Origin of the sequence: Acinetobacter sp. AOR12_HL (assembly GCF_027855275.1) — a bacterium.
Classification (GTDB): Bacteria; Pseudomonadota; Gammaproteobacteria; order Pseudomonadales; family Moraxellaceae; genus Acinetobacter; species Acinetobacter baumannii.
In genome coordinates, this window is record NZ_JAKTIJ010000016.1 from 125,587 (window position 1) to 142,700 (window position 17,114).

19 protein-coding genes are annotated in these 17,114 nt (G+C 42.2%); 2 read left to right on the forward strand and 17 right to left on the reverse strand.

The window, feature by feature from the left end; genetic code table 11:
• Nucleotides 1–77: 77 nt before the first annotated feature.
• From MKL36_RS07055 to MKL36_RS07115, 13 genes are read right to left on the reverse strand one after another with little or no spacing between them, the layout of a single operon-like run.
• Nucleotides 78–1,718: a thiamine pyrophosphate-binding protein gene (locus tag MKL36_RS07055; RefSeq protein ID WP_000140233.1), complete on the reverse strand. Its 1,641-nt coding sequence runs from the start codon at nucleotides 1,716–1,718 to the stop codon at nucleotides 78–80.
• A gap of 38 nt (nucleotides 1,719–1,756) precedes the next feature.
• Nucleotides 1,757–3,223, reverse strand: a complete 1,467-nt coding sequence (locus tag MKL36_RS07060) for an aldehyde dehydrogenase (RefSeq protein WP_021511422.1) — start codon at nucleotides 3,221–3,223, stop codon at nucleotides 1,757–1,759.
• A 13-nt stretch (nucleotides 3,224–3,236) separates the two neighbouring features.
• Nucleotides 3,237–4,028 carry an aspartate dehydrogenase gene (locus MKL36_RS07065; protein WP_000735774.1) on the reverse strand — a complete coding sequence of 264 codons (792 nt, stop codon included), beginning with the start codon at nucleotides 4,026–4,028 and terminating at the stop codon, nucleotides 3,237–3,239.
• Nucleotides 4,029–4,043: 15 nt separating this feature from the next.
• A complete protein-coding gene (locus MKL36_RS07070; protein ID WP_000009973.1) occupies nucleotides 4,044–4,838 on the reverse strand; it encodes an SDR family oxidoreductase in 795 nt (264 codons plus the stop codon).
• A 15-nt stretch (nucleotides 4,839–4,853) separates the two neighbouring features.
• The gene (locus MKL36_RS07075; RefSeq protein WP_000988617.1) at nucleotides 4,854–5,678 is read right to left on the reverse strand and encodes an alpha/beta fold hydrolase; all 825 of its coding nucleotides are present in this window, start codon (nucleotides 5,676–5,678) and stop codon (nucleotides 4,854–4,856) included.
• Between the two features lie 36 nt (nucleotides 5,679–5,714).
• Nucleotides 5,715–6,236 carry a cupin domain-containing protein gene (locus tag MKL36_RS07080; protein ID WP_000211626.1) on the reverse strand — a complete coding sequence of 174 codons (522 nt, stop codon included), beginning with the start codon at nucleotides 6,234–6,236 and terminating at the stop codon, nucleotides 5,715–5,717.
• A gap of 23 nt (nucleotides 6,237–6,259) precedes the next feature.
• Nucleotides 6,260–7,483, reverse strand: coding sequence for an MFS transporter (locus tag MKL36_RS07085; protein WP_000064044.1), 1,224 nt, complete (start codon nucleotides 7,481–7,483; stop codon nucleotides 6,260–6,262).
• 42 nt (nucleotides 7,484–7,525) lie between these two features.
• A complete protein-coding gene (locus MKL36_RS07090) occupies nucleotides 7,526–8,737 on the reverse strand; it encodes an NAD(P)/FAD-dependent oxidoreductase (protein WP_021511421.1) in 1,212 nt (403 codons plus the stop codon).
• 29 nt (nucleotides 8,738–8,766) lie between these two features.
• The gene (locus tag MKL36_RS07095; protein ID WP_021511420.1) at nucleotides 8,767–9,696 is read right to left on the reverse strand and encodes a VOC family protein; all 930 of its coding nucleotides are present in this window, start codon (nucleotides 9,694–9,696) and stop codon (nucleotides 8,767–8,769) included.
• Between the two features lie 11 nt (nucleotides 9,697–9,707).
• On the reverse strand, nucleotides 9,708–10,472 hold the full coding sequence (locus tag MKL36_RS07100) for an SDR family oxidoreductase (protein ID WP_000024366.1): 765 nt from the start codon (nucleotides 10,470–10,472) through the stop codon (nucleotides 9,708–9,710).
• Nucleotides 10,465–11,532, reverse strand: a complete 1,068-nt coding sequence (locus MKL36_RS07105) for an aromatic ring-hydroxylating oxygenase subunit alpha (protein WP_000991783.1) — start codon at nucleotides 11,530–11,532, stop codon at nucleotides 10,465–10,467. The genes MKL36_RS07100 and MKL36_RS07105 overlap by 8 nt, the downstream gene beginning before the upstream one ends.
• A gap of 16 nt (nucleotides 11,533–11,548) precedes the next feature.
• On the reverse strand, nucleotides 11,549–11,848 hold the full coding sequence (locus tag MKL36_RS07110) for a recombinase-like helix-turn-helix domain-containing protein (RefSeq protein ID WP_000847097.1): 300 nt from the start codon (nucleotides 11,846–11,848) through the stop codon (nucleotides 11,549–11,551).
• 27 nt (nucleotides 11,849–11,875) lie between these two features.
• Nucleotides 11,876–12,181 (reverse strand): non-heme iron oxygenase ferredoxin subunit, encoded by a 306-nt coding sequence (locus MKL36_RS07115; RefSeq protein WP_000118514.1) that lies wholly within the window; start codon nucleotides 12,179–12,181, stop codon nucleotides 11,876–11,878.
• A 273-nt stretch (nucleotides 12,182–12,454) separates the two neighbouring features.
• Here MKL36_RS07115 and MKL36_RS07120 point away from each other — a divergent pair, with 273 nt between their 5' ends.
• Nucleotides 12,455–13,267 carry an IclR family transcriptional regulator gene (locus MKL36_RS07120; protein WP_000051057.1) on the forward strand — a complete coding sequence of 271 codons (813 nt, stop codon included), beginning with the start codon at nucleotides 12,455–12,457 and terminating at the stop codon, nucleotides 13,265–13,267.
• A 46-nt stretch (nucleotides 13,268–13,313) separates the two neighbouring features.
• Here MKL36_RS07120 and MKL36_RS07125 read toward each other — a convergent pair whose 3' ends face one another.
• Both MKL36_RS07125 and pnuC read right to left on the reverse strand, forming a co-directional pair.
• Entirely contained in the window at nucleotides 13,314–13,613 is a 300-nt protein-coding gene (locus MKL36_RS07125) for a hypothetical protein (protein WP_021511419.1), read from the reverse strand.
• 14 nt (nucleotides 13,614–13,627) lie between these two features.
• Nucleotides 13,628–14,209, reverse strand: coding sequence for a nicotinamide riboside transporter PnuC (gene pnuC, locus MKL36_RS07130; RefSeq protein ID WP_000074694.1), 582 nt, complete (start codon nucleotides 14,207–14,209; stop codon nucleotides 13,628–13,630).
• A 247-nt stretch (nucleotides 14,210–14,456) separates the two neighbouring features.
• Between pnuC and MKL36_RS07135 the strand changes: the two genes are divergently transcribed.
• Nucleotides 14,457–15,245 (forward strand): crotonase/enoyl-CoA hydratase family protein, encoded by a 789-nt coding sequence (locus MKL36_RS07135; RefSeq protein ID WP_021511418.1) that lies wholly within the window; start codon nucleotides 14,457–14,459, stop codon nucleotides 15,243–15,245.
• Nucleotides 15,246–15,346: 101 nt separating this feature from the next.
• Here the strand turns inward: MKL36_RS07135 and pgaD are convergent, their stop codons facing one another.
• Both pgaD and pgaC read right to left on the reverse strand, forming a co-directional pair.
• On the reverse strand, nucleotides 15,347–15,766 hold the full coding sequence (gene pgaD / locus MKL36_RS07140) for a poly-beta-1,6-N-acetyl-D-glucosamine biosynthesis protein PgaD (protein WP_000856365.1): 420 nt from the start codon (nucleotides 15,764–15,766) through the stop codon (nucleotides 15,347–15,349).
• Nucleotides 15,767–15,847: 81 nt separating this feature from the next.
• Entirely contained in the window at nucleotides 15,848–17,107 is a 1,260-nt protein-coding gene (gene pgaC / locus MKL36_RS07145; protein WP_000151613.1) for a poly-beta-1,6-N-acetyl-D-glucosamine synthase, read from the reverse strand.
• Between the last annotated feature and the right edge of the window lie 7 nt (nucleotides 17,108–17,114).

Sequence of the window (17,114 nt, forward strand, 5' to 3'; positions counted from 1 at the left end):
TTTAGACAAAAAAATTTATCTAAAAAAAGGATGGCTTAGCAGCTCCCATCGCATATGTACTAAACCATCCAAACTGGTTAATACAGTTTCTTTTGCGGTGGACCCGCGAAGTTTAATGGTCCAATCGAGTTCATATCGAGCTCGATCACGGTTGGCCCTTCAAAAGCGACAGCCTCTTGAATAACCGTTTTAAACTCTTCTGCACTACCGACTTTCCAGCTTTTCACACCCATTGATTCGCCAAGAAGTTTGTAGTCTGGCGTATGTAATTCATTAAAATACTGACGACCACCGAAGTAGTTATTTTGAATGCCACGCATTACACCATAACCACCATCATTCATAATCATTAAGACCATGTTGGTGTTTTCTTGCACCATGGTTGCAATCTCACCAATACCAAGCATTAAGCCGCCATCGCCAACTAAACCAATTACTTTTTTGTCAGGGTTAGCAATCGAAGCACCGATTGCTGTTGCAAGGCCTAAACCAATTGCACCCGCAAGTGAGTGGATGTTTTGGTTTGGCGCTTGTACCGGGAATAAACGACTGCCCCATGTACTACCCGACATGGTGATGTCACGTACAAAAATGCCATCTTGAGGTAGAGCTGCACGTAAGTGATCACAAATTAAAGCGTATTGGTCGATTTGTTTACGCAGTGCATCAATTGCAGCCTGTTTAGCAGCCACTACAGCAGCATCGTAATCGGCGTCAACTTTTGAAGTCCCTTGAAGTTGCTCTAACACACGTGTTAAGACATCTTTGGCATCGCCACAAATGAAGTTACGGATTTTGTAATTACGTTGCTGAGCAACTGGGTTTGCATCTACCTGAATAATATTTTCAGGGAATTCAACCGAATAGGTTTTGGTTTCATTACTACGTAAACGAGAACCCACTACCACCATCAGGTCGGCATCTTTTAATAACTGCTCAACACCTGCCGAGTTATGGAACGCACCTAAGCTACGTGGATGATCATCTGGCAACACCCCACGAGCATGAGTCGATGAAACAACTGGAATACCTAAATCTGCAATTGCTTTAACTTCGGCAACGCTATTTAAAGTTCCACCACCAATCCAGAAAATCGGGCGTTTTGCTTTTTTGATCTCGCTTACAAGAAGATCAATTTCAGCTTGCTCTGCCTGTGGCAATTCAAGTGCTTTCACTGGCCCAAGATTAAGTGGTAAATCAATTTCTGCTGCTTGTACATCAATGGGTAGCTCAACACTAACTGGTCCCATTGGAACTGTAGTTGCGACACGAATTGCCTCACGAATCACACCAACGGCATTGTCTGGACTGGTAATTCGGAACGCCGCTTTGCTTGATGCACGCAAGAATGTAAGTTGGTCTTTGGTTTCATGAATGAAGCTTGCATCACGGTCAAGGTACTCACGCTCAACTTGCCCCGTTAAATGCAATACAGGGCTACCCGCATTCATTGCTTCAATCAGTGAACCCACTGCATTACCAGCGCCAGCACCTGTACTGGTCAACGCTACACCTAAGCCTTTAAAGCGTGAGTGTGCATCTGCCATAGTAACCGCACCCGCTTCACCACGTGCTGCAACAAAGCGCATTTTTTCACGGCGCCCTACCGCATCGGCAATAGGTAAATTGTGGATGGAAATAACACCATAAATACTATCAACTTGGTGCGCTTCTAAAACTCTTGCGATTGCTTCGCCTACATTTACACGTTCAGTCATGTCTGTTCCTCAAAATTTGTTTTCAGTCCTTGAATTTATTAATCGCACCAAGGGTTAGGCTGTTCATTCAGCCCCATATAAATACTCTTTTGTTGCATGTACGATAAAATGCCCAAACGGCCTTTTTCGCGCCCAATCCCACTGTCTTTAAAGCCACCAAACGGCGCACTAATCGAGAATTTTTTGTAGGTATTAATCCATACCGTTCCCACTTCTAATGCACGTGCAATACGCCAAGCTTTGCGATAGCTTTCAGTCCAGATACCTGCGGCAAGACCAAAACAACTGTCATTGGCTTGGGCAATTAAATCTTGCTCATTGTCATATTTCATAACGACTAAAACAGGGCCAAAAATTTCTTCCTGACAGGTTTGAGCACTGTTATTTAAGCCCGTGATAATGGTAGGTAAGTAATAGCTTCCTTTGGCATAGTCACCAGTGGTAAGTGCCTCACCACCAATCAGAACCTGACCACCTTCGCTTTTGGCAAGTTGCACATAGCGATCAACTGACTGCAAATGTTTGTCATTGACCAGTGGTCCTAAATGCACGCCTGCCTGTTCCGGATGGCCCACACGTAAACCTTTGGTAATTTCAACCAAACGCGTTAAAAACTGATCGTAAAGACTGCTATGAATAAACAAGCGAGAACCTGCAATACACGCTTGGCCTGCCGAACTAAAAATACCGTAAGCCACACCTTTCGCAGCCAGTTCGACATCTGCATCAGGCAAAACGATGGTTGGTGACTTACCACCTAACTCAAGCGAAGTAGTAATCAGTTTATCTGCAGCAATGTGTGCCAAATGACGACCCGTGGTTGTGCCACCTGTAAAAGAAATTTTACGAACCAATGGGTGCTGAGCAATTGCATCACCAATGATAGAACCACGCCCCACTAACACACTGAGTAAACCTTTTGGTAAGCCAGCTTCTTCAAAAATTTTGGCAAGCTCTAAAGCAATCAGTGAAGTCGCTTCTGCTGGTTTTAACACCACGGCATTTCCTGCTGCCAAAGCAGGAGCAAGCTTTTGAACCTCACTCGCAATTGGAGAGTTCCAAGGGGTAATAGCTGCTACAACACCTACAGGTTCATGCACACTCATGGTCATAAAGTCTGGAGCACGTTGAGTAGTGAGCTCATCGTTCAGCGTTTCACATGCCGCAGCAACATAACGTGCGGTTGCCGCCGCGCTCATCACCAAACCACAAGTTTCGGTTAAAGGCTTACCATTATCGCGGGTTTGCAGTTTTGATAATTCATCTACACGCGCTTCAATAATGTCTGCAACTTTATAGAGAATACGTGCGCGCTCATGCGGCAAGCTGTTTCTCCAGCTCGGTTGACGCCAAGCCTGATCTGCTTTTTCAATTGCTTCATTTACATCTTCAAGCGTTGCTGTTGAAAGCTCAGCGTTTACCGACTGATCTGCCGGAAACAGGCTTTGAATGACTGCACCACGGCCTAATCGCCATTCACCCGCAATATAAATTTCCTTTGCCATGATCAAATCCTTCTTAAATCTGTATTGCTTCTACACTGTTGCGACAAGCACGAATCACGCTAAGCGCAGCCAAAGTTGATGTTTTCGGGTTACTTGGCAACGGCACACCCACCAGTTCAATGGTCATTTGTCCAAAGCCACCTTCTGCCACAATGGTGTGTTTGTTTTTGTTGATAGTTGGATCAACAGTTAACTCAACCATGGTTTCATCCATTCCAAGCCCTGCAAGTGCAATGGTTGCTGCAACGTTGGCATTGGCCGGAAATTTCATGGCAGCTTCACGGGCAGTTCCTGTAAAAAAGACCGTAGGTTCTGAAACATGGTCTAAATCAACCAATTGCTCTGCATAACTGCCCTTCCAGCTTTTTGGACTTTTACAGCCTTTATAAGTGACCTTTTGCAAGCCACCTTCTTTAGCAGCAGAAATACCATCAATGCCTGCGATAGCCCCTGCCAGTAAATGCAGATGGGCATCATTTTTTTCGGCAGTTTGTTTAAGCTGAATTAAAAACTCGTTATCAGCCAAAGTACCCACCGAAATCAGACCAATGGTCCAGCCTTTCGCTAAAACTTTTTGAGCATGCTCTTTTACTGCTGCTTGACCTGCCACCTCAATGACATAGTCTGGTGTACCATCACATTGCTCAATATCTGAAATCACTTGAATGTCAGAAGAGACTTGTGACTGCACTTTTTCAATGCTGCGAGAAGGCACTACAATCCACTTGAGTTGCAGATCTTGAGGCAAGTGGGCATACACTTCTGCTGCCATTGCGCCAAAACCAATCATCATCAACTTTTTCATGACAGCACCTGATATTTATAAATGTTTGTTAAAACCACCTGAGACATCTATTGCCGAACCTGTGGTGTAAGATGCCAATGGTGATGCCAAGAAAACTAAAGCACGTGCAGGCTCTTCTGGACGGCCTAAACGCTGCATAGGAATGCCACGATTTTTTGCAATATTGCCGGTCCACTCTTCCCATGACAGATTTAAATCTGAACGGGTTTCATAACGGCGTTTCCACTGCGCAGATTCGACCATTCCGAGTAAAATCGAGTTAACGCGGACCCCATATTGAGTAAACTCATGCGCCAATGAATGAGTTAAATTCAACAGTGCAGCGCGTGCAGATGAAGTCGCAATCATGTGTGGTTCCGGTTGCAATGCCAGTAACGAGTTCACATTGGTAATTGAGGCATTTGCCGACTGTTTTAAGTCGTCAAGAAAAGCCCGTACCGGATGTAAAACACTGAAATATTTCAGCTCAATCTCTTTCATCCAGTCTTCATCTTGCGTATTTTCAAAATTTGAAACACGGCCTTGTCCAGCATTGTTAATGAGCATGTCTACATTGCCCAAATTGAGTTTGACCTCTTTGGCAAATTGCTGAACTTCTTCTTTTTTCAAAACATTACATGCTTTAGTAAAAATATTGGCATGTGGAAATTTTTCTAAAATATAGTGCTTAGAAGCATTTAAACGTTCTTCATCGCGACCACACCAAGCAACTTTTGCACCCTCTGCAACTAGTATTTCAACAGCAGCCAGCCCAATCCCAGATGAGCCACCGGTAACAACTGCAACTTTTCCTTCAACTTGGAAGCTCATAATCCTTAATCTCTCTTACGATTGTTCCTGAATCGTCAACATAATTTGGTTAAATGCTTGCGGTTGGTCGACATAACTTAAATGTCCGGCATCTTCTATGACGAAGCGCTGTTCCAACTGCAATTCCTGAGCAAGCTCTTGTATACCTAACGCAGGAGTGATTTGATCTTGCTGCCCTGCAATCACTGTGCATGGGACTTTTAAATCGGTTAAATAATTACGTATTTCGTCATATGCCAGTAAGTACGATGCATGGGTGAAACCTTGTAGGGTCAATTGCTGCATCACCTCTGAAACTAAAGCTAAGGCTTGTGGCTCTTGTTTATAAATCAAATGAGGTCCACGGCTTTGGGCCATTCCTTTAGCGCCGAGTTCTTTCAACATTTTTGGTCTTTTTTCAAAAACCTGAATTTGTGTCTGTTCATCGTGGCGTTGATAGCCTTGCGCCAAGTTAGCGACCACCAAGTGTTTCACTCGCTCGGGGTAAAGTGCAGCAAATGCACTGCCCTGTAAGGCACCTAATGAGTGTCCCACCACTATTGCTTTTTCAATTTTTAAAGCATCGAACAACCCTGCCAAACGCTTTGCGTAGTCGGTTGCATTCGGTTGATCCGTTAAAAGTTCATCTGATTTGCCATAGCCCGGTGCGTCCCAGGCAATGACATGAAAATGATGAGACAGCACTTCAAGTTGGTTTACCCATGAAGCAGAACCGGAGCTAATGCCATGCAACAGCACAAGGTATTCACCCTGACCAGCTTCCCGATAGGCTTGTTGCTGGCCTTGAACATTGACCGTTTTCACCGGAAATTCTGCTAACTTTTCAATGAGTGTCATCATTTTTAATTCTTTCCTTTCATTCACTTCATCAAACAATTAACGTTTGATTTGAGACAATGGATGCTCTGGTGGATAGTTAGGAATGGTTGGTTTACCTGTTCCCAACATCACACACATCAAGGCATCTTCTTGACCTGGGTTAAATAAACCACGGTAGATCCCCGGTGGAATTGAAATCAGGTCACGCTCTTTTAAGCGGGTCTGGAATTTCTCGCCGTTGTGCTCGATAAACAAATCAATTTCGCCGCGGAGCATAAAGAAAACTTCTTCAACGTCGTGGTGAATGTGCAAAGGACCTTCACACTGTGGTGGTAGCACCATAGTCGAAAACGTAAAGTTCTCTGCAGGTACAGTATTGCTGTCATTTGCAACACCAGTTGCACCCGTACCCATATAGCGCATTTGAGCACGACGATATTTCGGGTCGTAATCGGCTTGGAACTTCAAAGCCTCAAAGTCATATTTACGAGTCTCAAAGCGAGCAATACGTGTGTTTAACCAATCTTCTAAAGAAGCGCCTTCCGGCTGTTTCCACGATTCGAATTGTTGTGTAGTCATTTTTTAAACTCCTATACAGTGAATTAATAACGTTTTAAAAGAGGAACCAAGAACAACGACCCAATGACAGCGACTGCAGCCAAGAAGGTAATTCCCAAATTAAAACTATGTGTTTGCATCACGATGTAACCGATCAGTACAGGTGCAATTGCACTTGCAAAATTGCCTAAACCGTTAAATATTCCACCCGCTGTCGCACCTACATTTGAGGTGGTTACTCGGGCAAGCAGAGCGAATACCGCAGCTACTCCAAAGCCCCACGCCATAGCACTTAAAGACATGGCAGCAATAATCAATAATGGCTCAGTCATAATGACCATCACATACATGAAGATGCCCGCGAGTAATAAACCGCTGAATACTTGAATTGCGCGGCGGCCTAATTTGTCAGATAAAAACGCACCAACCACTTCGCCAATTAACATGGCAATGAATGGAAAGCTTGAATACACCCCAAACTCCTTGAGGTTGAATCCTTTGTCTTGCATGAGATAAGAAGGAACCCAACTGTTTAGGCCCCACAAATAAGTCATTAAGGCAATATTGAATAAGCACACCAACCAGAACGCGCTATTGCTCACAAGTACTTTGGTGTTGGCGATATGGCCTTTGAAGTTAGTACGTTTACTTTCACCTTCAAGCTCAACAGTTTTCTTGAGTTGTAAGTTACGCAGACCACAAACAATGCTTAAAATTGCAATGAGTGTGAGCGCAGCCATCACAAAAAAAGTGGTATGCCAGTCGTGGTGTGCCAGAACGGCCGCCGTAATTGGGAACCCAAGGAATGCACCAATCGGTGTACCCAGTAAGAACATGGTTGAGGCACGTGCCTGCTGACGGTCTGTATAAGTCTGCTTAACAATGGTGTACGCCAAAGCAAATAGCGGACCTTCTGCCAAACCGAGTAGAACCCGTAAAATCAACATGCCTGAGTAGCTGGTGGTAAAGCCCATGCAAAGCATGAGTAAGCCCCAAGAGGTCACACTCCAGAACAGCATTTTCTTTGGGTTAAAAATGTCGCCTAAAAAGCTTAGGAAGACTGATGAAAAACCATAAGCAAGTAAAAAACTTGTCATGAGCCATCCGAGCTTGGCTTTATCTTCAGCAATTCCCATCGAGCTTTGAAAATGTGGGTCTGAAAATAAAACCGCAATACTGATCTTGTCGAAAAATGCCAGTACTACACACACCATAAGGACAAAAGCAGGTACCCAATGCTTTAATCCACTTTTTTCTTCATTACTCATGTGTCATTCCTTCGATTTGGTAATGAGAACCAGATTTAATGTTTACGGTTTTAACTTCATGACATTAAATTCAGCATCTGCTAATAATTTTGGATCTAAAACGGTATTGGCTTGCATCCAACGCTTTGCCAGTTTGATTAACTTCGAGTCATTAATGGCAATCATATTCAGCAAGCGATTTTCATGGTCCAGATATAAATAGCTCACCTGATCTTCACCACTTTGGCGAATCACCACTTCTTTGGTTTTTTCAGGTTGATACGTGCCTAAAATCTGGATATTAAAGTGATATTGATCAGACCAAAGCCAAGGAATATCGGTATATTCAGTTTCAATTCCGAGCATTGATTTCGCAGCTGCAATCGCCTGATTTTGTGCATTTGCCCAAGACTGAATGCAATAGCCCAAACCCGGATGAATCGCGACATCGCCTGCGGCATAAATGTCTTGATCCGAGGTTTGTCCAAAACAATTCACCACAATGCCATCTTTCACATCGAGCCCAGCATGCACGCCTAACTCTTTCGCAATTTCGGCACCTGCACCCACTACAACACAATCAAATAACTGGCTATGTTGAGGATGGTTCACCACTTCAACTTTTTGATCTGGTGCTTCCACTAAGTGAAGGCTCTTGCTGTCTAAATGAATTTTTGTGCCTTGAGCCTCATGCATATTTTTTAAAAATGCAGAAACTTCCGGACTCACACTTCTTGCACATAAGCGGTCGCCATATTCAAAAATATGAACATCTTTGCCTTGCTTACGTGCAGTTGCAGCGATTTCCAAACCAATCCAGCCACCACCAATCACAGCAACATTTTTTGCATTCTTTAAAATTTCAGCGAGACGTTCACAGTCACGCACATTTCGTAAAGTCACAACATTAGGAATGAACTGCCATGTATTGACGGGTACACGTGCACGACTTCCAGTTGCAATCAGCAATTTGTCATACGGCAAAATCTGACCACTTTCTAAATGAACCTGCTTTTGCTCGCGATCGACTTTTGTTGCAATTTCCGGTTTGTGCCATTGAATGTTGAACTCTTGAACCTGTTCTGGGGAGAACAGATTCAAACTTTCATAACTTGCTTCTTTTGAAAGTACTTGCTTAGACAGAGGCGGACGCTCATAAAACACCTGATCTTCATTTGAGACCACATGAATTTCACCCATATATCCATTTTGACGTAAGGTACTAACTGCCCAACCTGCAGCCTGCCCCGCCCCTACAATTACAATCTTTTCCATAGCCTTTCTTCCTTGTAAAGCAATGCCTGTTACACAGGCTTTACCTGACGGCGGGTTTTGTCATCAAGACCACCTTCAATCGCCCACTCGGTGAAAAGCTCTAGACGATGTTCTTCTACACGTGGCTGCCATTCTTCGGTCAAATAATCATCGTTGGTGTAATATTCAAATGCACCACCCAATGGTGAGTTGACGTACCAGAAATAAGCAGAAGAAATTGGATGACGTCCCGGTCCAATAAAGGTTGACCACTCTGAACGGTTCATATGTAAGCCGCCTCCAATCACCTCATGAATATCACGAACAACAAATGCAACGTGATTTAGGCCCGCAGGTTTATTTGGAACGCTAAGTAAGAATAAATCGTGGTGATAACCTTCACCGCGGCAACGTAAGAATGCACCGCGATTTTTGTAAGCATCAGATAAATGAAAGCCTACTTTTTCAATATAGAAGTTTTCAGTAGTTGCTAAATCCGGTGTGAAAAACACCACATGTCCAATCGCAACAGGTTGACCTTTTTCATAAACAGGACTTGCTGCATTAACACGCTGAATATTGCCGTATTGGTTAATGCCTTCCGTTTTAAGTTCAGGTACTTCCTTAACAAAACTTTGTTCAAAACGAATGGTCATGCCATTTGGGTCAAGACACTGAAGTGTATTTTCAGTACGTTTAAAACCGTCTACATCGGCCAAACGAGCTGCCAAGTCTTCAAGGTCTTGAAGACTATCAACACCCCAAGTGACTTCACGTAAAGTTGAACCTTGCTCAATAGCAGGCGGCAAACGGTTATCATCACAATTAAATAGATAAATCTTGCTGCCGTTTTGAGTCTGGTATAAATCTGCACCTTCAATATCCGAAGTACTTTGGCTTAAACCAAAATCTGCCAAAAACTTGTTTGAAGCGGCTCTATCTTCAACTCCAAACTTTAAAATCTCGATCCCTGTAATCATTTGACTACTCCTTAGTTAAAGACAAAACCGCCATTGACCGGAATATTTTGACCTGTCACAAAAGAGGACAAATCCGACAGTAGATACAATGCTGTTCCATTTAAATCTTGTGGAAGTTGCTGGCGTTGAATCGCTCTTCCGTTGACATATAAATCATGACGTTCCTGTGGCACATACTCGGTTGCTTCAACCAGAGTAAGACCCGGAGACAATGTGTTGACACAGATATTGAACTGCCCCAACTCTCTTGCCATTGAACGTGTCATGGCAACAATTGCACCTTTACTTGCCACATAAGCCATCAAGTTCGGTGCACCCCAAAGTGCTGTATCGGAAGCAACATTAATAATTTTGCCGGCAGCCGATTGCTTTAGATGTGGAATACAAGCTTTTGTAATTAACCATGTGCCTTTTACATTAATATTCATGACCCGATCCCAAAGTTCAGGATCGTAATCAATCATATTTTTTCCACCGACATTGGTTGCTAGTGCCGCACAGTTCACAAGTCCATCTAGTCCTTGTAATACTTCCACGCTTTTTGCAACCGCATTTTCAATAGAGTCTGCATTGGCAAGGTCAACAGTGACTGCATGGGCCTTGAGTCCTTGTTGCTGTAACGCTTGTGCTTCTTGTTGCACGAGGTCAGATAAAATATCTGCCATTACAACTTCAGCGCCTGCCTCGGCAATGGCTTGAGCGAAATCTCGACCTAAACCACGTGCGGCACCAGTCACTAAAACTTTTTTGCCTTGCAACAACGCTACATTAGCCATGAGCCTCTTCCTGCATCTCGATACGGTTTGATGCATTTAGTGCAGCAATTTTCTTTAATTGCTTCTCAGCTTCTTTTTTCATTAAACGGCGTAAACGTGCAAGCCCTACATCGTGTTGATATAAGAATTCTCGTGCACGCGCATTTGGCGCAAGGTTTTCTAAAATAATTCGGTCTTGTTCCAATACATCCCAATGCAACTGTTCTAAATGATTGCGATATAAGAAGCGCCATACATTACGTTGCCAACCACTCACCTTACGGCAGCGCCAGAAAAATACACGGGTATTGTTAGCATCAATTGGCGTTGCGTAACCCACAATCCAGAATTCACCACCCGGACCAAACTGTTTACGGTAAGGAATGGAAAGACGTAACCAACTTGCACCAGTCGAACCATATTCAACCCAGTCAAAGTTCACACCTGTTTGGCCTTCTTTTTCAAAAACAAAACCATTTTCAGTTGTGCGGTGTTTCATCTCTGCGGTACGTTCACCTTCTGCCATTGAATGTGAAGTACAGTGCAAATATGTACCGTGCATTGGGTCCATGACGTTATCAATGGCATATTGATGGTTTACTTTCCAGTCTGCTTGGCAAAGGAATGAACTCCACTCTTCGCTTGCCAGTTGTTCTGGGAACTCAAGCGGTGCAGGTTGTTCATTTGCATCGATACCAAACCAGATGAAGATTGCACCATGCTGTTCAATGACCGGATAGCTCTTTAAACACTTGGTTCCAGTCATTGGGCATTCATGAACGGCTGGCACATCAGCAACCACACCATCAGCACGAACTTCAACACCGTGATACCAGCAAGCAACTCGATCACCCAAGTTCCAGCCGAGTGAAAGACGAGCACCGCGGTGTGGACAGCGATCTTCAAGCGCATGTACCTGACCTTCGGCATCACGCCAAACCACAATGTTTTCACCTAAACGGGTAATCCCAACCGGATTAGCAGCGACTTCCCAACTTGCTAAAACCGGATGCCATTGGTCACGTAAACCAAGTTCTAAATATTCTTCAGCGCTTTGTGAAGTTGATACGATTGCGTTCATTTTATTCTTCCCTGAATCAATAACCTAAACGTTGCATTTCTTCTGTAAAGCTCTCAGAAGTCCATTCATCACCAGATTCAGAGCGGAAACCCTGTTGATTAAGTGCAGAAACAACCTCATCTAATTCTGTTGCGCCCGCAGAAAATGCCTGAATCAAGTTCTTTACAAAGTCTTGTTCGTAGAGAGTCGGTTCTTTATAACGTGTTTGCCAAACCAACAATTCAGATTGACCTGGAACTTGAATATTGTTGATACCTGCTTCGGTTGCCGGCGTTGCATGAATCCAGCTTGCCAACTTTTCATTAAATGTCTTCATTGTTCTGCTTCCTTGTACATGTGAGGACTAGAGTTGAATTTGAATATCCTGTCCTTCAACACGAACTGGGTACGTACATAGGTTTCTACACCCGGGTCCACTTTTTAGCTCACCTGTCTGAATGTCAAAAATTGCTTCGTGCAATGGACATTCCACAGTTTGATCTTCGATAAATCCTTCCGTTAATAAGGCATACGCATGAGGGCAAACATTTTCGATAGCGAAGTAATTTTCATCGACAAAAAAAACACCAATTTTTTTCCCTTCAACTTCGACGGCTTTCGGCTCATCTTCGCTAACGTCACCCTGCTGACAAACTGAGATCCAACTCATACCTTGCGTCCTCATTTTGTTTTATATACAAAACATAATTTGATTTTCAAAACACAAGCTAAGCATAATCCTCTTGTTTAATTTTTGTCAAAGTAAAAATAAATATTAAAATCAATTGATTAATAAATTTTAAATAATTTGTTACGTTTCAAGTTGAAAACAATGTTTTAAATATAAAAATTGTTTTATGTAATCTTTATAATTACAATAGTTCTAAAATAAAGCATAATGCCCCAATTCGAACCCTGTTTTATTTATAGGAAAACGACACGAATGAGCCTAGAGATTGAAGAAGATTCGCAAGAATCAGAAACAACAAAAAATGATGATCGGTATTTAGTACCAGGGCTTGTGCGTGGTTTAGCCATCTTGCAAGCATTTAATCAACAAGCACAAGAAATGACGATTACAGAAATTGCCGAAATTTTGGAAGTGAACCGTTCTAGTGCATTTCGGCTTATCTATACACTTGAAGCTTGCGGTTACTTAAGAAAGGCTTCACAAAAAACATATGCGCTTGATTCAAAAGTTATGGAGCTGGGTTTTAACAGTTTATCAAAGCTTTCATTACTTGATTTATCTACGCCTTTAATGAAAGAACTACGTGATCAGACCAAACTTGCAGTACACCTGACCGTTTTAGAAGGTACACACATTGTTTTTGTAAATAACGTTCAATCGATGGGTACGTTTACCAGCAATATTAGTTTAGGTACTCGCTGGCCTGCCCATGCTACAGTTATTGGTCAAATGTTATTATCAGATTTACCAGAGGCAGAAGTACGACAACGCTATCGCAATTTTAATGACTGGGATAGTTACTCAGAACTGACCCCAACCAGTTTAAAAGCGTTATTGCAAAAATTGAATTATGTAAAAACTCAAAAGTCGATGGTGAGCTGGGGGCATTACAACCATGACATGGCTGCTTGTGCTGCTCCTATTTTCAAACAATCAAATGGAAAAATGGTGGCTGTCCTTTCAGTCAGTTGTCCAATTACCACCTATGATGAGAAGACCTTTAAAGAAGATATCGCTGCTCTAGTCATCGCAACGGCAGATAAAATTTCAAAATTTATCTATTAAAAAAAGCGACGTTAAGTCGCTTTTTTTAATACTATTATTTCTTCAATTAAAAATTACACTTAAAAGTTTCACCATTCATATCCTGAAAACTCAGGGTTGAATGATTTTCTTTAATATCAAACTTTAAGTACTGCTGTTTAAACTGTACTACTGCATAAAACTCTTCAGCCCCATCATCTAAACCTGTCGCAGAGACTTGGGTCCCTTGTGGAAAGTCCTTGAGCCAAGCAGCGTTATAAAAATCCGATACTGAATTAAAATCTATATATTTTGCAGGCTCAGCTATAATTTTTGCAGCAATTTGATCAAACTGTTGTTGTTTATAAGCATCTAAACTCAACAACATGCTTATTCTCCCAATTAAAGCTGCCCAGCACCTAAGTTCTGCTTTCTTTTAACCTTTTCCCATTGATACCAACCATAAGCTGCCATTAATACAAAGGCTGCGTATAAGGCTGAAGTTAAAAACAGATCTTTATAGATAAACATGCCGACATAAACAATATCGACAAATACCCAAAGGATCCATGTCGCAATATGCTTTCGGCTGGTCCAGTAAGTTGCAAGCAAGCTAAATGCTGCAAGCTGTGAGTCAAGCATTGGCACCGCTGCATCGGTAAAGTTTTTAAGAACCAAACCAAAGACTAAGCCACCTACCGCGGCAATAATCATTTGAATGATAGCTGTTTGAACTGCAATAGGCTCAATTCGAATGTCATGATCTTGCTGCTTTCCTTTGAGCCAATAGTAAAAGCCATAAAAATTTACGACCATAAAAAAGAATTGCAAAATCGTTTCGCCATAAAGCTTAAATTCGTAAAACAAATAGGCATATAGGACAAAAGCAAAGAAATTAAACAGCCAGCACCACATATTACGGATTACCGTTAATCCAACTCCAATGAGGCTAATTAAGACCGCGAAAATTTCTAGAGGTGACATAAGAGAAGCTGCTTATTGAGATCAATTTGACAGCGTATTATGAGAAAAATATAAAGCGAAGCAAACTGCTAATTTAAATAAATCATGGAAAATGACCTTGTCTAAGGATTTATCCTATTCGCATGAAATTGATTTATTTCAATAGATAGACAAAAGAAATACTGATCGAGTCGCTAACAATTTCTATTTGCTAGTTTTTAAATGATTGTTTAAAACATGATTAAATACAAATAAAGAGCGTGACAATATGTCAAATCAAGAAGGAAAAGTCAGCCGTGAAACTCGCGGACATATTTTTTTAATTGGTCTAGATCGGGCAGCAAAACGTAATGCTTTTGATAGTCACATGATCAAAGACTTATCACTAGCGCTCACTGAATATGAAAATAATGATGCCATGCGCTGCGCGATTGTTTTTGCTCACGGTGACCATTTTACAGCTGGCTTAGATTTGGTTGAGTTACAACCTAAGCTTGCTACAGGTGTTTTTGACTTTAGTGAAAACGAAATTAACCCTTGGGGCACTGTAGGCCGAAAGCTTAGTAAACCGTTGATAGTAGCAGTACAAGGTTATTGTTATACCGCTGGTATAGAATTATTTCTCAACGCAGATATTGCGATTGCGAGTGAAAATACCCAATTTGCTCAAATGGAAGTTCAACGTGGCATCTTACCTTTTGGCGGAGCAACTGCACGCTTTACTCAAGCCGCAGGTTGGGCCAAAGCCATGCGCTATTTGCTCACTGGTGACTCTTTTGATGCCAAAGCAGCTTTTGACATGAACCTCATTACAGAAATATGTCCAGAAGGTACGGAGCTTAAACGTGCTATAGAACTTGCTGAACATATCGCGCAAGCTGCACCACTGGCTGTAAAAGCGACCCTCGCCTCTGCTCGTGAGGCAGTCAATGAAGGTTACGAAGTAGCATTTAATCAACTGCAAAACCATCTTCAGCCTTTACTCACAACAGAAGATGTTCAAGAAGGTGTTTTCGCCATGCTGCAAAAAAGACCTCCTGTTTTTAAAGGTAAATAAGTCCTACTCAAGCACTGCGCTCTACAGTTTAAAACTTATGGATATACCGAAATTAGCGAAAAAAAGCCCACATGATGTGGGCTTTCTTTTATAAATGTACTTTATTCAACTCTAATGATTTTACCAAATTCATTATGGTGAACGACCGTAATTTTTTGGCTACGGCCCTGCTCAATTTCTTGCACAGGCAAATCAAAATAGCGCGCATAGTCATCTGTCTGTTTCATGTTAAGTTCACTACCTTCTACACGGCGTTCAGGCAATACATGACTCCAGAGTAGCAACCCGACTGCACAAGCAATCAGCGCTGTAATACCATGTTCAATACCTACACCGAATGCACTGAACAGACGATGTACTAAATGAGTTTTTTGCAGCTCGGCCAATACCCAGATAAACACGAATGGACGCCACAACAACAACCAAGCCGCCCACATCATGGCTGTGCTTGTTGTAGAAGCATAGCGTTTATGCCATGGCAATTGACGGCGTAAATCAATAATCAACGAATTTGTCTTCATTTCTCTTTACCTAACGAAGTGCTGTGGTTTTCCCCAGACATCAATACAGCACGATCTTTAAAATCTCATGACTCTTGCATTTCATCCACGAATGCCCCGATCCGGGCTCACCCAACGCGCACGTTTCTCATCTCCACGTCGTAAGACTTTTGGAAATGCCACAATAGTTGCCGAGATGGTGATTAGCCAAAAGACCAATGGATACCAGATCATCCAGAAATAGTTTTTTCCTAGATGCGGTTCATAACGACTATCCATCCATTTGCTTAAAGCAAACTGAATGAGACAGGTTGCCCCCAATAAAATACCGCTACCATACGGTAAAAATGGAGAGCTCACAACGGCTAATGCAGGGACCGGTAAAATAAAATGTACTAACCACAACAAAGCCATCGCCAGCATTAAATATGACCAGACTAAAGTTAAGCAAAGCTCAAACATTAAAGGCCATAAAAAATTCAATTTTGGTTTGGTGAACACATCAATATTTTTAATTAATACCTGTGCTCCACCCATTGCCCAACGTAAACGTTGTTTCCACAATCCGTTTAAAGTTTCAGGCATTAAAATCCAGACCAAGGCATTCGGTTCAAAACGAATGTCCCAGCCGGCACGTTGCAATTTCCAAGTAATATCGATGTCTTCAGTCAACATATTAGGTGACCAATAGTCCACTTGGTGAACAGCGCTCTTACGAAAAGCCGTAATAACACCAGATACGGTAAATAAACGGCCAAAGGTACGCTGAGCACGTTTAATCATGCCGACAATCGAAGAAAACTCACCAACCTGAATACGACCTAATAAAGTTGAACGGGTACGGATACGTGGGTTACCCGTCACGGCTGCAACAGTCGGATTTTGAAGAAAATGACGAACCATCCACTTTGCTGCATGCGGGTCAAGTAAAGCATCACCATCAATACCAATTAAAAACTCGGCATCGGTCATTAAGCTTCCGGCTTGCAACCCCATGGCTTTACCTTGGTTTTGTGCAAGATGAACAACACGGAGTTTTTCATGTTGTTCAGCTAACCGATCCAGCACTTCACCTGTATTATCCGAACTGCCATCATTAATCGCAATCACTTCAAAATGAGGATAATCCAGTTTTAAAGCATGAGTAATCGTTTCCTCTGCATTATCCCCTTCATTAAAACAAGGAATTAACACAGCGACTTTTGGATAGCTTTCTAATGGAGCTGGCTGATCATAAGGCGGAGCTTTACGTTCCTTCCAATAGAAAATGATCGCGCCAATCATCCATAAATACGACATAAATAATGGATAATAGAAAACGAATTTTAAGGCATGCGACCATATAGCAGCAAAGATTGTCATGTTTCAG

Bases quoted from the DNA above. Each gene is read 5' to 3' on its own strand.
- MKL36_RS07075 (WP_000988617.1), bottom strand. From the start codon at position 5,678: ATGATGACACTCATTGAAAAGTTAGCAGAATTTCCGGTGAAAACGGTC.
- MKL36_RS07095 (WP_021511420.1), bottom strand. From the start codon at position 9,696: ATGATTACAGGGATCGAGATTTTAAAGTTTGGAGTTGAAGATAGAGCC.
- pgaC (WP_000151613.1), bottom strand. From the start codon at position 17,107: ATGACAATCTTTGCTGCTATATGGTCGCATGCCTTAAAATTCGTTTTC.
- pnuC (WP_000074694.1), bottom strand. From the start codon at position 14,209: ATGTCACCTCTAGAAATTTTCGCGGTCTTAATTAGCCTCATTGGAGTT.
- MKL36_RS07065 (WP_000735774.1), bottom strand. From the start codon at position 4,028: ATGAAAAAGTTGATGATGATTGGTTTTGGCGCAATGGCAGCAGAAGTG.
- MKL36_RS07125 (WP_021511419.1), bottom strand. From the start codon at position 13,613: ATGTTGTTGAGTTTAGATGCTTATAAACAACAACAGTTTGATCAAATT.
- MKL36_RS07080 (WP_000211626.1), bottom strand. From the start codon at position 6,236: ATGACTACACAACAATTCGAATCGTGGAAACAGCCGGAAGGCGCTTCT.
- MKL36_RS07090 (WP_021511421.1), bottom strand. From the start codon at position 8,737: ATGGAAAAGATTGTAATTGTAGGGGCGGGGCAGGCTGCAGGTTGGGCA.
- MKL36_RS07100 (WP_000024366.1), bottom strand. From the start codon at position 10,472: ATGGCTAATGTAGCGTTGTTGCAAGGCAAAAAAGTTTTAGTGACTGGT.
- MKL36_RS07120 (WP_000051057.1), top strand. From the start codon at position 12,455: ATGAGCCTAGAGATTGAAGAAGATTCGCAAGAATCAGAAACAACAAAA.
- MKL36_RS07110 (WP_000847097.1), bottom strand. From the start codon at position 11,848: ATGAAGACATTTAATGAAAAGTTGGCAAGCTGGATTCATGCAACGCCG.
- MKL36_RS07115 (WP_000118514.1), bottom strand. From the start codon at position 12,181: ATGAGTTGGATCTCAGTTTGTCAGCAGGGTGACGTTAGCGAAGATGAG.
- MKL36_RS07135 (WP_021511418.1), top strand. From the start codon at position 14,457: ATGTCAAATCAAGAAGGAAAAGTCAGCCGTGAAACTCGCGGACATATT.
- MKL36_RS07070 (WP_000009973.1), bottom strand. From the start codon at position 4,838: ATGAGCTTCCAAGTTGAAGGAAAAGTTGCAGTTGTTACCGGTGGCTCA.
- MKL36_RS07060 (WP_021511422.1), bottom strand. From the start codon at position 3,223: ATGGCAAAGGAAATTTATATTGCGGGTGAATGGCGATTAGGCCGTGGT.
- MKL36_RS07055 (WP_000140233.1), bottom strand. From the start codon at position 1,718: ATGACTGAACGTGTAAATGTAGGCGAAGCAATCGCAAGAGTTTTAGAA.
- MKL36_RS07105 (WP_000991783.1), bottom strand. From the start codon at position 11,532: ATGAACGCAATCGTATCAACTTCACAAAGCGCTGAAGAATATTTAGAA.
- MKL36_RS07085 (WP_000064044.1), bottom strand. From the start codon at position 7,483: ATGAGTAATGAAGAAAAAAGTGGATTAAAGCATTGGGTACCTGCTTTT.
- pgaD (WP_000856365.1), bottom strand. From the start codon at position 15,766: ATGAAGACAAATTCGTTGATTATTGATTTACGCCGTCAATTGCCATGG.